General features: G+C 51.4%; 13 protein-coding genes and 1 pseudogene. 2 read left to right on the top strand and 12 right to left on the bottom strand.

Features of this window, described 5'->3' with window-relative positions; translation table 11 throughout:
* Nucleotides 1–88 precede the first annotated feature (88 nt).
* From Q1Y74_RS10055 to Q1Y74_RS10000, 12 genes and pseudogenes are all read right to left on the bottom strand, one after another.
* Nucleotides 89–322 (bottom strand): annotated as a pseudogene (locus Q1Y74_RS10055) (DUF2023 family protein); the annotation flags it as partial.
* Between the two features lie 33 nt (nucleotides 323–355).
* Entirely contained in the window at nucleotides 356–862 is a 507-nt protein-coding gene (gene fldA, locus Q1Y74_RS10050) for a flavodoxin FldA (protein WP_300814152.1), read from the bottom strand.
* Between the two features lie 181 nt (nucleotides 863–1,043).
* Nucleotides 1,044–1,766: a DUF6064 family protein gene (locus Q1Y74_RS10045; RefSeq protein WP_300814151.1), complete on the bottom strand. Its 723-nt coding sequence runs from the start codon at nucleotides 1,764–1,766 to the stop codon at nucleotides 1,044–1,046.
* Nucleotides 1,767–1,771: 5 nt separating this feature from the next.
* Entirely contained in the window at nucleotides 1,772–2,302 is a 531-nt protein-coding gene (locus Q1Y74_RS10040; RefSeq protein ID WP_300814150.1) for a threonine/serine exporter family protein, read from the bottom strand.
* A gap of 9 nt (nucleotides 2,303–2,311) precedes the next feature.
* Nucleotides 2,312–3,079, bottom strand: coding sequence for a threonine/serine exporter family protein (locus Q1Y74_RS10035; RefSeq protein WP_300814149.1), 768 nt, complete (start codon nucleotides 3,077–3,079; stop codon nucleotides 2,312–2,314).
* Between the two features lie 208 nt (nucleotides 3,080–3,287).
* A complete protein-coding gene (gene nrdG, locus Q1Y74_RS10030) occupies nucleotides 3,288–3,788 on the bottom strand; it encodes an anaerobic ribonucleoside-triphosphate reductase activating protein (protein ID WP_300814147.1) in 501 nt (166 codons plus the stop codon).
* A gap of 175 nt (nucleotides 3,789–3,963) precedes the next feature.
* A complete protein-coding gene (locus tag Q1Y74_RS10025) occupies nucleotides 3,964–6,171 on the bottom strand; it encodes an anaerobic ribonucleoside triphosphate reductase (RefSeq protein WP_300814145.1) in 2,208 nt (735 codons plus the stop codon).
* A gap of 277 nt (nucleotides 6,172–6,448) precedes the next feature.
* A complete protein-coding gene (locus Q1Y74_RS10020) occupies nucleotides 6,449–7,534 on the bottom strand; it encodes a TlpA disulfide reductase family protein (RefSeq protein ID WP_300814144.1) in 1,086 nt (361 codons plus the stop codon).
* 228 nt (nucleotides 7,535–7,762) lie between these two features.
* The gene (locus Q1Y74_RS10015) at nucleotides 7,763–8,308 is read right to left on the bottom strand and encodes a 30S ribosomal protein S16 (RefSeq protein WP_300814143.1); all 546 of its coding nucleotides are present in this window, start codon (nucleotides 8,306–8,308) and stop codon (nucleotides 7,763–7,765) included.
* Between the two features lie 126 nt (nucleotides 8,309–8,434).
* Nucleotides 8,435–9,727 carry a Na+/H+ antiporter NhaC family protein gene (locus Q1Y74_RS10010; protein WP_300814141.1) on the bottom strand — a complete coding sequence of 431 codons (1,293 nt, stop codon included), beginning with the start codon at nucleotides 9,725–9,727 and terminating at the stop codon, nucleotides 8,435–8,437.
* A gap of 131 nt (nucleotides 9,728–9,858) precedes the next feature.
* On the bottom strand, nucleotides 9,859–11,349 hold the full coding sequence (locus Q1Y74_RS10005) for a UxaA family hydrolase (RefSeq protein WP_300814140.1): 1,491 nt from the start codon (nucleotides 11,347–11,349) through the stop codon (nucleotides 9,859–9,861).
* A gap of 58 nt (nucleotides 11,350–11,407) precedes the next feature.
* On the bottom strand, nucleotides 11,408–12,463 hold the full coding sequence (locus Q1Y74_RS10000; RefSeq protein WP_300814139.1) for a LacI family DNA-binding transcriptional regulator: 1,056 nt from the start codon (nucleotides 12,461–12,463) through the stop codon (nucleotides 11,408–11,410).
* A 340-nt stretch (nucleotides 12,464–12,803) separates the two neighbouring features.
* On the opposite strand from Q1Y74_RS10000, the gene Q1Y74_RS09995 reads away from it, so the two are divergent.
* Both Q1Y74_RS09995 and Q1Y74_RS09990 read left to right on the top strand, forming a co-directional pair.
* Entirely contained in the window at nucleotides 12,804–13,829 is a 1,026-nt protein-coding gene (locus Q1Y74_RS09995; protein WP_300814138.1) for a sugar kinase, read from the top strand.
* 49 nt (nucleotides 13,830–13,878) lie between these two features.
* Entirely contained in the window at nucleotides 13,879–14,553 is a 675-nt protein-coding gene (locus tag Q1Y74_RS09990) for a bifunctional 4-hydroxy-2-oxoglutarate aldolase/2-dehydro-3-deoxy-phosphogluconate aldolase (RefSeq protein ID WP_300814136.1), read from the top strand.
* Nucleotides 14,554–15,224: the final 671 nt, after the last annotated feature.

Genomic DNA, 15,224 nt, shown 5'->3' with positions numbered 1-15,224 from the left:
ACATAAACATGTGGAAGCGAAGAACGGAAGGTTCTCCGCAGGGAATACTCGTGGATATTCTCACTAGGTTGAGAGTGTTATCTTATCCAAAACTCAGGTCATGTATGCACTCAGGCCTTCCAAAAAACAGGTTGACCTTGGATTGGTCAACAGGCTGAATGAGATAGTCAATGTGCTGACGTTCCAGACGGGCAATGGCGAATGCTTCGTATTTTCGGTTCACGGTATAGAGAACCATGCGGCGCACGCCTTTCTTGAACTCGTAGACGTGGTTGAGGAATACTTTCAGCTCCACGGGGTGGATGTCGGGTGATGTTGTCATGATAAACGCATGCAAAAAATACTTGTCTGTCGGTTACAGATGTCTTTTCACTTCGGCTGTCCAAGTATCGATGCGGCCGGCTGTCTTGTCACTTTCGTTCACTTCGTCCAAAGCAAGTCCCACGAAGCAGTCGTCTACTACTGCAATGGAGGAGGAGAAGTTATAGCCTCCGGTGCTGACCTTGTTGCCGATGAAAGTGCATCCACTGTCTTTCAGGTCTTCGTAGATGATGCCTATGCCGTCGCAGAAGGTGTCACAGTAGGACTCTGAGTCTCCGCAACCGAACAAAGCTATCTCCTTGCCGGAAAGGTCGGCTGCCTTCAGTACCTTGATGCCGTCGTACCAGTCGTCCTGCAGTTCTCCGTCTCCCCAGGTGGAAGTGCCCAGAATCAGCACTTCATATTGATTTACTAAGTCTGCACTCAGTTTGTCCGCGCTGTGTATGTCGGCAGACGGTACTCCTAACTTTGCGGCTATCTGATTAGCCAAATCTTCACATGTCCCCGTGCTGGAGCCATAGAATACACCTGTTTTCTTCATAATGCTAAATGAATTGGTTAATAATCTCTGCTGCAAAGTAAGAGGTTTGTTTCTTGTCGTGAAATACCTATTTCTTGGGTTTTTATAAAAGGCACAATCCCCATTCCTGGTTAACTTTCCGACTGAGTTGTCGGCGGGAAATATACCTGGCAATGGGGATTATGGGAGGGAGGTAAGACGGTCAGCGGCAGATGCCGTAGAAGAGTGTGATGCTGAGTGCGAGCCCGATGATGACACAGATGACAATGAGAAACCAGTTCATGAACCTGGCGCTCGGCTTGGTCTCGCAATGCAGATTCTGGTCGAAGTAGTTTTTGAAGAACAGGTAGATGGCGGGCACGGTGGCGCTGGCCAGCAGCAAGTCTTCGGGTATCTGGTAAACGTAGACCTTGGAGAAGGCGATGAGGGCCCAGTGGCAGAGGAACAGGATGACCAGCAGATTCACCTTCCGCGAGAAGGCCAGCAGCAGACCGATGGAGAATACGGCTACCGAGCAGGGCATGACGGTGGTGGTGGTGTATGGAAATTCCATGCCGCGCATCCAGGAGAGCAGGGGGTAACAGAAGGGCATGGCGTAGAGAATGCCGACCAGCACCTTGTAGCGGGGATTGCGCTCGAAGGGGGTGTAGTCTGTGCAGAGGTCCCACAGCCATATCAGTGCGATGACGGCCCAGAAGATGGCCAGGATGTAGTTGTAGCTGCGTGTGTCGCAATACATCAGGTAATAGACGGCCGATATCCATCCGTTCAGCAATATCAGATAGACCTTCATCGAGCGTTTCACGCAGAGCGTAGGCCGCCGGTAGAGCAGCGTAGTGAGTACGATGCCTGCCAGGGTGATGACAATCTGTATGGGCCAGGTGGCCAGATTGTATTGTGCAATTGTATTCCAGAAGATTTCCATAATTCTTATTCAGTCGGTTTGTCGGATAGGGCCTGACGCGCTTCCTTCTTTTCGTGGCGCGCCATGGAGAAGGCACGGTTGATAAACAGGAACAGAGGCATGGTAGCACCTACGGCCAGCATGAAGATGACGCTGCATGTCACGATGGTATTGGTGAACAGGTCCATCAGGTACTTCTCCTGCAGTTCGGGCACCTGCAGGTTCTGCATGAACATAATCAGCGAGAACACAATCTTGTAGGCATACATACCCGGAATCATGGGCAACAGGGCCGGAATGTAAAGTACGGTCATGGGGCAATAGATGCGTTTGCCCAGCAAGAGACTTCCCATGCCGATGCTGAACGAGGCGAAGAGGGAGGCTGTGGCTATGTCAACCCCCAGCAAAGTCATCAGGCAGAAGCGAAACGCGTGTCCGATGGCAGCCAGCAGGGCTATGTAGGGGAAAGCACGCAAAGGCGGGTCGGATATGGCACCGAACCCGATGGCGGCAATGGCGGCCAGCAGGCCGTCGGCAAGGATATCTATGAGTATCATATCGGAAGATTATAACAGACTGTTTCGGACAAGCATAAGGGTACACGAGAGGCCGACGGCAATGCACAGTACCAGCAGCAGGGCCTGTATCAGGCGGCTGCATCCGGTCAGCGCATGTCCTTCCACAATGTCGATGACGCCGTTCAGCAGAGGAACACCGGGTACCAGATAGAGTACGCTGGTGGCAATGGCCACCTCGGCCGTCGTGTCCAGCGTCAGGGCGGACGAGGCTACGAGCGAGGCTGCAAAGGCAGACACAACGAACACAATGTAATGGTTGATGTGCTTCTTCTGCATGACCTGCCTGAGGTAGAAGCCGATGAGGGTGGCCGAGAACACGATGCAGCGTGCAGTCCAGTCGCCGCCGAACAGGGCGCAGAACGAAGCGTTGGCAAAGCCTACGAGGAAGAGCGTGCAGAGCGGGTCCATCTTGGGCCGCGAGATGATGTGGTTGTACTTTTCCCACAGCGCTTCCAGCGTCAGTCGGTTGTCGTATGCCTCCCAGCTCAGGGCACTGAGCTCGGCATTCAGCTCGAAGCTGATGGGGAAGGAGGGGATGACGGAAACTTCGTTGTAGACTTCGTGGTTTTCGGGGTCGCATACGCTGACCACCATGGTGCGCTGGAAAACGCTCATCTTCACTTCCACGTCCAGCGAACGGCCGATGCGCCGTGTATTTCTCACCACGCGCGAGGTGTGTACACCCGACCCCATCAGCCGGTTGGCATATTCCAGCAGGAAGCGGGTGATTTCTTTGAGTCTTTCAGGAGAGTTCATGCTCGTTGTTTAAGTATTCTTGAATTCTGCACCTGCGAAATCCGGATGATACCCTGGCGGATAAACCGTTCCTCTCGCTTGGGGCGTGCAAAGATACAACAAAATATTTAAGTTGTACTTGTCTGCCGACGGATAAACAGCAAGCACGCATGGCGGATACGGGCGGCCTCTCCAAACCTGAATAGGGGGGATTGCCACAGCCTTGGCTTCAGAGCGAGGTGTCGTAGCGGTAGACTACGGTCTGTCTGCTTTTCAGGGAGGCTTGTACGTCAATCAGCCGTTGGTTGCTGCTTCCGCGGAAGTGGAGGGACTCGTCGCGCAGCTCCTGCCTGAAGCGGCCGTCCACCAGCACGTCGATGAATTCCAGCAGATGTGCCTGGCGGGGATTCTGAAGCAGGCGCTCGAAGGTATAGCCCGTGTAGCACCAGATGTTTTTCCCGCTTTTCCGCTTGATGGCGGAAGCCAGTTCGGCGAAGCCTTCGGGCTGGTACATGGGGTCGCCGCCGCTGAAGGTGACGTCGGCAAAATCGTCGGCCAGCACTTTTTGCAGGATTTCGTCGGTCGTCATCCACCGTCCGCGGTTGATGTCCCACGAATCGGGGTTGTGGCATCCGGGGCATCCGTTGGGACATCCGGCGGCATAGATGGCGGTGCGGAAGCCGGGGCCGTCGGCCGTCGTGTCTTCCAATATGTCAAGGATGGAAAGCATGGCTTTTTTATTCGTTTGTTGTCCGATAATATTAGGTTTCTCCTCCGAGCCTCTTTGGCGCTGCCTCCGAGCCTCTTTGGCATCGTCTCCGAGCCTCTTTGGTTTTGGCACCCTCCCGGAGGATAAAACATCCCTTGCGGAGGGCGCCTTCTATCATCTGTTGGAGCATTCGGGATTATTCGTGAATGACACGGTCGTTCAGTTCGGCCAGTTTGGCATGATTCCAGCGGTCGGTTGTTCCTACCAGGTAACCTGTGATGCGCTGAAGTCTGTCTATGCGCCGGCTTCCGCACTTGGGGCAGCTTTCCAGATGCGGGTCGGCATTTTCGTAGCCGCAGTCCAGACAGCGGTTGCGGTTGTGGTTCACCGAGCCGTAGCCCATGTTGTAGCGGTCCATCATGTCCACCACCCGGCGGATGGCCTCGGGGTTGTGGGTGGCGTCGCCGTCCATTTCGACGTAGAAGATGTGTCCGCCGCGTGTCAAGTCGTGGTAGGGCGCTTCAATCTCGGCCTTGTGGCGTGCGCTGCACTGGTAGTAGACGGGTACGTGGTTGGAGTTGGTGTAATAGTCGCGGTCGGTGATGCCCGGCAGGAGGCCGTAGTCTTTGCGGTCGGCTCGTGTGAATTTGCCGGACAAACCTTCGGCGGGTGTGGCCAGGATGCTGTAATTATGTTGGTATTGTTCGGAGAACTGGTTGGCACGGTCGCGCATGTAGGACACTATCTTCAGCCCCAAGGCCTGTGCTTCGTCCGATTCGCCGTGATGCTTGCCCGTCAGGGCCACCAGACATTCGGCCAGCCCGATGAAGCCTATGCCCAGCGTGCCTTGGTTGATGACGGGGGCAATGGTGTCGTCGGGGCGCAGCTTGTCGCTTCCTGTCCAGAGGACGGACATGAGCAGGGGGAATTGTTTGGCGAAAGCCGTCTTTTGAAATTCCATGCGTTGGTGAAGCTGGCGGGCGGTGATTTCGAGAATGGCGTCCAGCCTGGCAAAGAAGCGGGCGATGCGCTGTTCCTGGTTCTCAATGTCCATGCATTCGATGGCCAGGCGGACGATGTTGATGGTGGAGAAAGAAAGGTTGCCGCGGCCTACGGATGTCTGCGGGCCGAAACGGTTTTCAAATACGCGGGTGCGGCATCCCATGGTGGCCACTTCGTGCATGTAGCGGCGCGGGTCGTCGGATCTCCACTCTGCGCTTTGGTTGAAGCTGGCGTCCAGGTTCAGGAAGTTCGGGAAGAAGCGTCGGGCCGTCACTTTGCAGGCCAGCAGATAGAGGTCGTAGTTGCGGTCTTCGGGCAGGTAGTTGACGCCCCGCTTTTTCTTCCAGATTTGGATGGGGAAGATGGCCGTCTCGCCGTTTCCCACGCCGCGGTAGGTGGTTTTCAGCAATTCCCGGATGACGCACCGTCCTTCGGCCGAGGTGTCCGTGCCGTAGTTGATGGAGCTGAACACCACCTGGTTTCCTCCGCGGGAATGGATGGTGTTCATGTTGTGTATGAAGGCTTCCATGGCCTGATGCACGCGGGCCACGGTCTTGTTGACGGCATGCCGGACAATGCGCTCCTCGCCCTGTGTTCCTTCGAGGGGCGTCGGCAGATAGTCTTCCAATACCTTCTGGTAGAGGTGCGAGTAGTCGGCGCCGTTCAGTTCCTCAAGGTTTTTGAGTTCCTCTATAAAGCTGCTCCGCACGTAAGGCGCCAGGTAGAAGTCGAAAGCGGGGATGGCCTGTCCGCCGTGCATTTCGTTTTGGGCTGTTTCCAGCGAGATGCAGCCCAGTATGCTGGCGGTTTCAATGCGTTTGGCCGGGCGTGATTCGCCGTGGCCGGCATAGAAACCGTTGGTGAGAATGCGGTCAAGGGGGTGCTGTACGCAAGTGAGGCTTTTGGTGGGGTAATAGTCCTTGTCGTGGATGTGCAGGTAGTGGCGCGAAATGGCCTCGCGCACTTCTTCGTCCAGCAGGTAGTCGTCCACAAAGGGCTTGGTGGTCTCACTGGCGAATTTCATCATCATGCCTGCCGGCGTGTCGGCGTTCATGTTGGCGTTTTCGCGGGTGACGTCGTTGGACTTGATGTTGATGATTTCCAGAAAGATGTCTCTTGTCTTGGCCTTGCGGGCAATGCTGCGCTGGTTGCGGTAGGCAATGTATTTCTGTGCTACATCCTTCCGGCTGCTTTTCATCAGCTCCATCTCTACGGCATCCTGTATGGCTTCTACGGTCATTTGCGCGTCGCCTTTGAAGGCAATGTGGTCTGTTATCTGGTGTATCAGCCTGAGGTCTTCCCCCTTGTCCGTATGTAGCATGGCTTTGCGGATGGCGGTAGCTATCTTTTCTTCGTTGAAACCTACAATGCGGCCGTCACGTTTGATTACAGTCTGTATCATCTTTCTTTCTTTTTTGGTTAGTATTAGGCGTCCTTAATTGTGTCGCAAAGTTAACCTATATATGCCTATGATTTTCGTTTTGGAAAACTTTTCTTGGATTAAAAATTATTAATATGTTGTTTATTAGTGAAGTATAATTTTAAATTGGAAACTTTGTGTTTTTCATACTTGCTAAAAGTATTCCTTTTTATGATATTTGCTTGTATAAAAAGACCGCCTTGCATATTCGTTGTGCAATATGCAAGGCGGGTCTTTTATGTGATACTGCAAGTCGGGTTTACTTGAGCACCTCGGCCAGCTTTTCCTGCAACTCTTCGCCGTGCAGGCCGCGAGCCAGGATGGTGCCTTCGCCGTCAATCAGCACGGTGTGGGGGATGCTGCTCACGGCGTAGAGCTTGGAGCCTTCGCAATCCCAATACTTCAGGTCGGACATTTGCGGCCAGGTGATGCCCAGCTGCTCGATGGCTCCCTTCCAGGCGTCGGCACTCTGGTCAAGCGATACGCCCACAATCTCGAAGTTCTTGTTTTTGTATTTCTTGTATGCCTCTACCAGGTTGGGCATTTCGCGACGGCAGGGTCCGCACCAGCTTGCCCAGAAGTCTACCAAAACGGTCTTGCCCTTGCCCACGTAGTCGGAGAGTTTGACGGTTTTGCCTTCGGGGGTCTGCATCTCGAAGTCTGTGAACTTCTTCCCCACGGCCGTAGCCTTCATTTTCTCCACGTTTTCCTTGATGCGGTTCACGGCCTCGTCGTTGTCAAAGAGGGCGGGGATTTGAGGCATCAGCGGGTCGAGTTCTTCCACGGTCATGTAGTAATAGTTCTGCTTCAGCAGGTGTACGCCTACGGGGCTTGCTATATATTTGGCAATGCTCTGCTTGGTGATTTCCATCATCTTATCTTGCACGCTTTCGGCCTCTGCCATTTTGGCTTCGCGTTGTTCGTCCGTCAGGGTTGTATCAGACAGGGCGCTGTACACGTTTTCCATTTGCTTCATCAGGCCGCTGATTTGTGTCTTTACTTCCTGATAGGCGTCATTGTTGGTGGTTCCGGTTGCCGAATCCGCATCTTTGGTCAGGCTGACATTGATTTTTCCGTTTTCAAGGAAGAAATCCATGGCCATGTTGTCCTTGTAAGTGATATAGCAGTTGATAGCTGTGTCTTGTGTACCTTTGAAGGTGAATGTACCGTCTTGAATTGTAGCTGAGTCAAGCTTTACCAACTGGCGTCCCTGTACGTTTTGCAGATACACCATGTCGCCGTCGGCGGCGCCTTCTACGGTTCCTGTCACTGTGTAACCCTTGTTTCCGCCACTACAGGCAGCACATGCTGCCGCTACGGCGAGCAGATAGACTAATTTTTTCATTGTTGTAATACGATATTTTTTTTGGTAGTTAATGATGTCGCAAAGATAGTACAAAAAAGTGTTTTGTCCTTCGTCGTCTCCTTTTATATTCAACGTTCTGTCTAAAACCGCAACTGAGGATGATGTCGAATTTGTTTGGGGCGGGAGATAAAAAATCCTCTCCGTCCCTAAGGATGGAGAGGATGTATCTCAGTTTAAATCCATTTTGTAAGGTTGCTGTGCTTGCTGTTATTCAGCAGCAGCTTCAGCGGCAGGAGCTTCTTCAGCGGGAGCCTCTTCAGCGGGAGCTTCAGCAGCGGCTTTGGCAGCAGCTTCGGCAGCCTTCTTTTCAGCTAATGCCTTTGCTTTTTCTTCGTTTACTTTCTTCTCAGCTTCCAGACGTGCTTTGGCTTCGGCCTTTTTGTTCTCTTCGTCTTTAGCCTTCAGCGCGGCCAGTCCGCTTTGTTTGTTGTTCTTCCATGCTTCGAACTTGGCTTCTGCTTCAGCTTCGCCAAATGCGCCTTTTGCTACACCGCCCAGCAAGTGCTTCTTCATGTAGACGCCTTCGCGGGAAAGGATGTTGCGTACTGTGTCAGTGGGTTGTGCACCTTTCAAAACCCAGTCAAGTGCACGGTCGAACTTCAAATCTACAGTGGCAGGATTGGTGTTCGGGTTGTAGGTACCAATTTTTTCAATAAAACGTCCATCACGTGGAGCTCTTGCATCAGCAATAACAATGGAGTAGAAGGCATAGCTTTTACGTCCTTGTCTCTGCAATCTGATTTTTGTTGCCATTTTAAATAAAAATGTTTTAGTTAATGATTTGAATTACGCTATTATCTCGTAATAGCGGCCGCAAAGTTAGTTATTTCTTTTTGACTGACAAAGAGTTCCTGCCTGTTTTTTGAATCCGGGCTCTTTTCAGGAGTATTTGCGGGGGTATCGGAGCAGGATGGCCAGCAGGGCGCACACACCCATGCAGAAAGGATAGTAGAGGTTGCCTATGATGCTTAAGGGAGAAAGACCTGCCAACCCGGCTGCTATCAGCATCTGGGCACCATAGGGGATGAGCCCCTGCACCAGACACGAGAATGTGTCCAGTATGCTGGCTGTCTTGCGTCGGTCCAGATGGAAGCGGATGGCTATGTTTTTGGCTATGGGGCCGGTAGTGATAATGGCAATGGTGTTGTTGGCGGTGCACAGGTTGGCTATGCCTACCAGGGCGGCGATGCTCAGCTCGGCACCCCGTTTGCCTTTGACGTGACGCGTCAGTCGGCCGATGATGAAGTCTATTCCGCCGTTGTAGCGGATGGTTTCCAGCATACCGCCCGCCAGTAGGGTGATGATGATGAGTTCGCCCATCCCGGTGATGCCTTCACCCATGGCCCCGAACCATTCGAAAAAGGTGTAGTCTGTGAACAGACCGATGAGTCCTGTCGAGAGAATGCCCAGCAGGAGGACTACTGTTACGTTGACCCCTGCTACGGCTGTTCCCAATACGATGAGGTAGGGGAGCACCTTCAGCCACTCGATGGGTTGCTCTTGGGGTGGGGCTGATACGGAAAGCCCCTGGAAAATGTAGATGCACAGCACAATGACGGCTGCGGGCACTACTATCAGAAAGTTGACTTTGAATTTGTCGCTCATCACGCAATCCTGGGTCTTGGTAGAGGCAATGGTGGTATCTGAAATGAAGGAAAGGTTGTCGCCGAAAAATGACCCTCCCACTACGATACCTACCATGTAGGGAAGGTCGATGCCGGTCTTTTCGGCCAGTCCCACAGCTACGGGTGTCAGGGCAACGATGGTGCCCACGCTGGTGCCGATGGAGAGCGAGATAAAACAGGCGGCTATGAATACGCCGGCCAGTAACAGATTGTCGGGCAACAGGTGGAGGGTCATGTTGACGGTTGCATCAATGGCTCCCATCTGCTTGGCGCTTTGAGCAAAGGCTCCGGCCAGGATGAAAATCCATACCATCAGCAGGATGTTTTTGTTGCCTGCTCCAACGGAGAACTGGTAGAGGCGCTGTTCGAGCCTGAGACCCCGTGTGATGGCTATGGCATAGCACGAAGAGAACAGGAAGGCTACGGTGATAGGTACCTTGTAGAAGTCGTTCATCAGGAGTGAGGTCACAAGGTATAGACATAAGAATACGGCCAGTGGGCTTAAGGCCCACCATCCGCCTTTCTGTTTTCGGATTGTTTCTGTCATTTCTTTGTTGTTGCTTTTGAGGTGAGACTCGGGCTTTTCCCGAATCGGGCGCGAAGATACAAAAAAATGAGAAAGGAGAATGCGGCCATTGGGCACATCCTCCTTTCGTCCATTTTTTTTTAAGATGGGGGTCAGAGGGTGACACCCGTCTTGAAGATGGCAATTTCCTTGTAGCCCTTCTTTTCGTTGTTGACAAATTCGCCGCTGGCTACGCTAATCACGTAGTCGATGAAGCGTTCGCAGGTTTTCTCCATCGGTTCGTTTTCCAGAATGACTCCTGCGTTGAAATCAATCCATCCCGGCTTGTTCTTGGCCAGGGTAGAGCTGGTGGAAATCTTCATGGTGGGTACGTAAGTGCCGAAAGGCGTACCGCGTCCTGTTGTGAAGAGTACCATGTGGCATCCGCTCGAAGCCAGCGCGGTGGCAGCCACCAGGTCGTTGCCGGGAGCGGAAAGCAGGTTCAGTCCCTTTACCTTCAGCCGTTCGCCGTAGGGAAGTACGCCTTCCACGTAGCTCTTTCCGCACTTCTGTGTGCATCCAAGCGCCTTGTCTTCCAGTGTGGAGATGCCTCCCGCCTTGTTGCCCGGCGAGGGATTCTCGCCGACGGGTTCTCCGTGCGAGAGGAAGTATTCCTTAAAGTCGTTAATCAGCTTCACCGTTTGGTCAAACAGTTCTTTCGTGCGGCAACGGTTCATCAGAATCGTTTCGGCTCCGAACATTTCAGGTACTTCTGTCAGTACACTGGTACCTCCCTGCGCTACCAGGAAGTCGGAGAACATGCCCAGAAGCGGATTGGCGGTGATACCGGAGAACCCGTCCGAGCCGCCGCACTTCAAGCCCACGCGCAGTTCGCTCAGAGGTACGTCGTCACGCACGTCCAGGCTGGCTTTGGCATAGAGCTCGCGTAGCAGCTTCATGCCTTCCTCGTATTCATCGGCAACCTTTTGCACTACCATGAATTTAATGCGCTCCTGGTCATAGTCACCCAAGAATTCACGGAAGACGTCCGGCTGGTTGTTTTCGCATCCCAGGCCTACTACCAGTACGGCTCCGGCATTGGGGTGCAGCACCAGGTCGCGCAGAATTTTCTTGGTGTTTTCGTGGTCATCACCCAGTTGCGAGCAGCCGTAGTTGTGGGGGTAGGCCATGATGGCGTCCACGCCCTGACAGCCTGTTTCGCGGCGCAGGCCTTCGGCCAGCTGGTTGGCAATGCCGTTCACGCAGCCCACGGTCGGTACAATCCATACTTCGTTGCGTACTCCTACGTCGCCGTTCTTGCGGCGATATCCTTTGAAGGTGAGTCCCTTGTGCGGAATGTCCAGGTCGGCATTGACGGGGGTGTAGGTATACTCCAATAATCCGGCCAGGTTGGTCTTGATGTTGTTTTCGTTCATCCAGTCACCTTGCTTCTGCGCTTTCAGCGCGTGGCCTATGGGGTAGCCGTACTTGATGATGTTTTCTCCTGCGGCAAGGTCTTTCAAGGCAAACTTGTGTCCGGCAGGAATGTTCTCATTCAGGGTGATTTCATGGCCTTCCACGTTCAGCTTTTCACCTGCCGGAAGTGCCACGATGGCTACGGCCACATTGTCGGCCGGATTGATTCTCAGATACTTTGTTTCCATGCAAATTAATCAATTGGTTGGTTCATTGTCTGTTATTTATGTAGCATGTGGCCTCTTATTATTTGATGTAGTAGAAATCAATGTTTTCCTTGGTCAGCAAGTCTATCGGCATAAAGTTTTCTCGTTCTACTTCCTTTTTCAATATTAGATGGTCGCACAATGTTTTGATGCCGTTGAAACCCTGCAGGTTGGGCTGTTGGGCTATGAGGAAGAAGATGCTGCCCTGCTTCAGGCATTCTACATTGCGTCGTAGCAAATCGTAACCCATGAGGTTGAAGCTTGTCATGGAGCGTTTCTGAAGGTATTCGCCAATAATGTAGGCTTTGGAGTTGAAGGTGATTCCATTGTTTACTTCGGGATGTTCCCTGAAGAAATGGTCCAGCATCTGCTCGTCCTCTCCGTCTCGTTTGGCGTGGAGGTCCAGTTCCCAAATGTGGCACAGCGGGTGCTTCTCATCCATGTACTTGCGGAACCCAATTTCTCTGCGTATCTGTTGGTTCGAACCGACCACCCCTTCGTTGATTTTACGGAAGATGACTATTTCCTTTGCGTCATTTCCGGCCAGTAGCATCAGCATGCGTGCCGCAAAGTATCCGCTTTTGTATGAATTCTGTCCGAAGAAAGAGAGGGCTGGTTCCTCGCGGATGTTGGAATCTATATATATATAAGGTATATTCCGCAGAATGAGTCCGTCGGTAAATGGTTTGGTATACTGCGGTGCGGTTGGGGCAAACAGTACTCCGTCCGGGGTCTGTTCCAACACCTTCTGTGCATTTGCGCCGAATGAATGATAGTCATAGGGGTCATAGTAGCTGATGGCTATCGCAATGTTGAAGTCCGAATAAGTTGCGAGCGCTTTTTCAATGCCTGCTTCCACGTCAGTCCAATACTCTCCTTTTTCATGTTGGGGAAGCAGGCAGGCAAACGTGTATTTTTTGTTCGAGGCGAGGGCGCTGGCATACATGTTGGGCTGGTAGTCCAGCCTTTTCAATATCTCTTCCACCCGTTTCCGGCTGGACTCCGATACGCCGCTCCGCCCATGTATCACGCGGTCTACTGTACCAACCGATACATCTGCCATTCTGGCAATGTCTTTAATCCTGATTCGTTCCATTTCAAGCCATTTTTTGCGGTGTACGTGGAGAAACGGCGTTTTCCCAAGTATGAACCCATATTAGGAACTTGTTCATGCGAGGCTTGTCCTTGTTTTTGGCCATGCAGACCGTCCTTTTGTGCCCGTACACAATAATAATCTTAAAATTTTCGACACAAATATACGATAATTTTTTGTATTTCAAAAAAAAACGTACCTTTGTGCCCGCACACGAAAGCCTTGGGGGATGCTTGTTGCTCCTTCCTTATTTTCATTGAATCAACTTGTTAACTTTGATTTAGGTGCTTGAATGATAGATTGAAAGGATAAAGTTAAATCAACTTATTTAAAAACCGAAAAAATGGGAAAGAAAATCGTTACATTAGGTGAAATCATGCTGCGCTTGTCTACTCCGGGTAATACCCGCTTTGTGCAATCCGATTCTTTTGACGTGGTATATGGAGGCGGCGAGGCTAATGTCGCTGTCAGTTGTGCCAATTATGGGCATGACGCTTATTTCGTTACCAAGCTGCCGAAGCACGAAATCGGCCAGTCGGCTGTAAATGCTTTGCGTAAATACGGCGTGAAGACTGACTTCATCGCACGTGGTGGCGACCGTGTGGGCATTTATTATCTGGAGACAGGAGCTTCCATGCGCCCCAGCAAGGTTATCTATGACCGTGCTCATTCTGCCATCGCAGAAGCTGAGCCTTCCGATTTTGATTTTGATGCCATCATGGAAGGGGCTGACTGGTTCCATTGGTCGGGCATAACTCCTGCCATTTCCGATAAGGCCGCCGAGCTGACCCGTCTGGCTTGCGAGGCTGCCAAACGTCACGGCGTGACTGTGTCTGTCGACCTCAACTTCCGTAAGAAGCTTTGGACTAAGGAGAAGGCGCAATCCATCATGAAGCCTTTGATGAAGTATGTCGATGTTTGCATAGGCAACGAAGAAGATGCCGAACTCTGCCTGGGATTCAAGCCCGAAGCCGATGTGGAAGGCGGCAAGACCGATGCTGAAGGCTATAAGGGCATCTTTAAGGCTATGGCAAAGGAATTCGGTTTTAAATATGTCGTTTCTACTCTGCGCGAGTCTTTCTCCGCTACGCACAATGGTTGGAAAGCGATGATATACAACGGTGAGGAGTTTTATGAATCCAAACGTTACGACATTAACCCCATCATCGATCGTGTGGGAGGGGGTGACTCTTTCTCTGGCGGAATCATTCATGGTCTGTTGACCAAGTCCAGTCAGGGCGCTGCATTGGAATTTGCAGTAGCGGCATCGGCTTTGAAGCATACCATCAATGGCGATTTCAATTTGGTTTCGGCCGAAGAAGTGGAGGCGTTGGCCGGAGGCGATGCAAGCGGACGCGTACAGCGGTAAGGTCGTGCAGAAATGATTGTTTAATTTGTGAATAATAAAAAAGAGAATAATGGCTAAATTTGATAAAATTGCTGTGTTGGACAAGATCGGTTCTACCGGTATGGTTCCCGTGTTCTATCATAAGAATGCAGAAGTGGCAAAAAAGGTGGTGAAGGCTTGCTACGAAGGTGGCGTACGTGCTTTTGAATTTACGAACCGCGGTGACTTTGCTCATGAGGTCTTTGCTGAAGTCGTTAAATTCGCGGCCAAGGAATGTCCTGAAATGGCCATGGGGGTAGGTTCCGTTGTCGATCCTGCTACGGCGGCGCTTTACCTGCAGTTAGGGGCTAACTTCATTGTGGGTCCTCTGTTCAATCCCGAGATAGCCAAGGTTTGCAATCGTCGCCTGGTTCCCTATACGCCCGGCTGCGGTAGTGTTTCTGAGGTAGGATTTGCTCAAGAGGTAGGCTGTGACCTTTGCAAGGTATTCCCCGGCGATGTGTTGGGACCCAAGCTGGTGAAGGGTTTGTTGGCGCCTATGCCGTGGTCTAAATTGATGGTGACCGGTGGCGTGGAACCTACTCAGGAGAATCTGACTGCCTGGATTAAGGCCGGCGTATTTTGTGTGGGAATGGGGTCTAAACTTTTCCCGGCAGAGAAGGTTGCTGCAGAAGACTGGACGTATGTGACCGACAAATGTCGCGAGGCTTTAGGGTACATTGCGGAAGCAAGAAAGAAAGCTTGATAAATCGTTTTGTTTAAAGGTGTTTAAAGGGAAAGGCCATTGAAGAGAGGTGTGCAAGCGCTTCCTTCAGTGGCCTGTTTTTGTGGTCATGAATCGCCCTCTTGGAAGAAAGAACGTTTACAAGTGTAAAAAACACGCCCTATCTATAAAACAATGTTAGGCAGAGTGCTAAAATTCCCAAACTTATTTGTGCATACCTGAGAATGTTTTATCTTTGCAGTGCTGTTGGGAAACAGTAGATAAGATATGAATATAACAATAAGGGTTAGTTAAAGGTAAATAATGAATTATCAGTTTTCATAGGTTTAAAATATAGAATTAGGTATTTGTGTTTTAATAGGTAATAAAGACTTTAGATAGGTATTTTTAGTTATTTTTTAAGGTAAAAAGAAGATTGGTTTTAGGAAACATTGATGTGTACAAAAAGAAAAGCCTTATGGCTTTTCTTATGCCGGAAGCGAGAAGTTTTGATAACTTACTCGTTTTTTTTATGTAAATCCCCTTGCAGGACGCTGTGATTCTGGGCAATTTGCCCGCGCGTCCGTTCTGCCATCAAATGCTGTCCAAGGGCAGGGAGCTGTCCGTTTCGTTTGTGGCTGCAAGGCGGATTGTGCGGCCTTCGAATTGTTTTGTTACATGTATATTTGGTAGAGTCGCGTGGCGCGTGGTCA

The organism is uncultured Bacteroides sp. (assembly GCF_949298305.1).
Classification (GTDB): Bacteria; Bacteroidota; Bacteroidia; order Bacteroidales; family Bacteroidaceae; genus Bacteroides.
This window is presented reverse-complemented; position numbering and strand designations above follow the sequence as displayed.

What these genes read in the sequence shown, in the direction of transcription:
- Q1Y74_RS10010 (WP_300814141.1), bottom strand. Translation starts at nt 9,727, where the DNA reads ATGACAGAAACAATCCGAAAACAGAAAGGCGGATGGTGGGCCTTAAGC.
- Q1Y74_RS10015 (WP_300814143.1), bottom strand. Translation starts at nt 8,308, where the DNA reads ATGGCAACAAAAATCAGATTGCAGAGACAAGGACGTAAAAGCTATGCC.
- Q1Y74_RS09990 (WP_300814136.1), top strand. Translation starts at nt 13,879, where the DNA reads ATGGCTAAATTTGATAAAATTGCTGTGTTGGACAAGATCGGTTCTACC.
- Q1Y74_RS09995 (WP_300814138.1), top strand. Translation starts at nt 12,804, where the DNA reads ATGGGAAAGAAAATCGTTACATTAGGTGAAATCATGCTGCGCTTGTCT.
- Q1Y74_RS10045 (WP_300814151.1), bottom strand. Translation starts at nt 1,766, where the DNA reads ATGGAAATCTTCTGGAATACAATTGCACAATACAATCTGGCCACCTGG.
- fldA (WP_300814152.1), bottom strand. Translation starts at nt 862, where the DNA reads ATGAAGAAAACAGGTGTATTCTATGGCTCCAGCACGGGGACATGTGAA.
- Q1Y74_RS10020 (WP_300814144.1), bottom strand. Translation starts at nt 7,534, where the DNA reads ATGAAAAAATTAGTCTATCTGCTCGCCGTAGCGGCAGCATGTGCTGCC.
- Q1Y74_RS10005 (WP_300814140.1), bottom strand. Translation starts at nt 11,349, where the DNA reads ATGGAAACAAAGTATCTGAGAATCAATCCGGCCGACAATGTGGCCGTA.
- Q1Y74_RS10025 (WP_300814145.1), bottom strand. Translation starts at nt 6,171, where the DNA reads ATGATACAGACTGTAATCAAACGTGACGGCCGCATTGTAGGTTTCAAC.
- Q1Y74_RS10035 (WP_300814149.1), bottom strand. Translation starts at nt 3,079, where the DNA reads ATGAACTCTCCTGAAAGACTCAAAGAAATCACCCGCTTCCTGCTGGAA.
- nrdG (WP_300814147.1), bottom strand. Translation starts at nt 3,788, where the DNA reads ATGCTTTCCATCCTTGACATATTGGAAGACACGACGGCCGACGGCCCC.
- Q1Y74_RS10000 (WP_300814139.1), bottom strand. Translation starts at nt 12,463, where the DNA reads ATGGAACGAATCAGGATTAAAGACATTGCCAGAATGGCAGATGTATCG.
- Q1Y74_RS10040 (WP_300814150.1), bottom strand. Translation starts at nt 2,302, where the DNA reads ATGATACTCATAGATATCCTTGCCGACGGCCTGCTGGCCGCCATTGCC.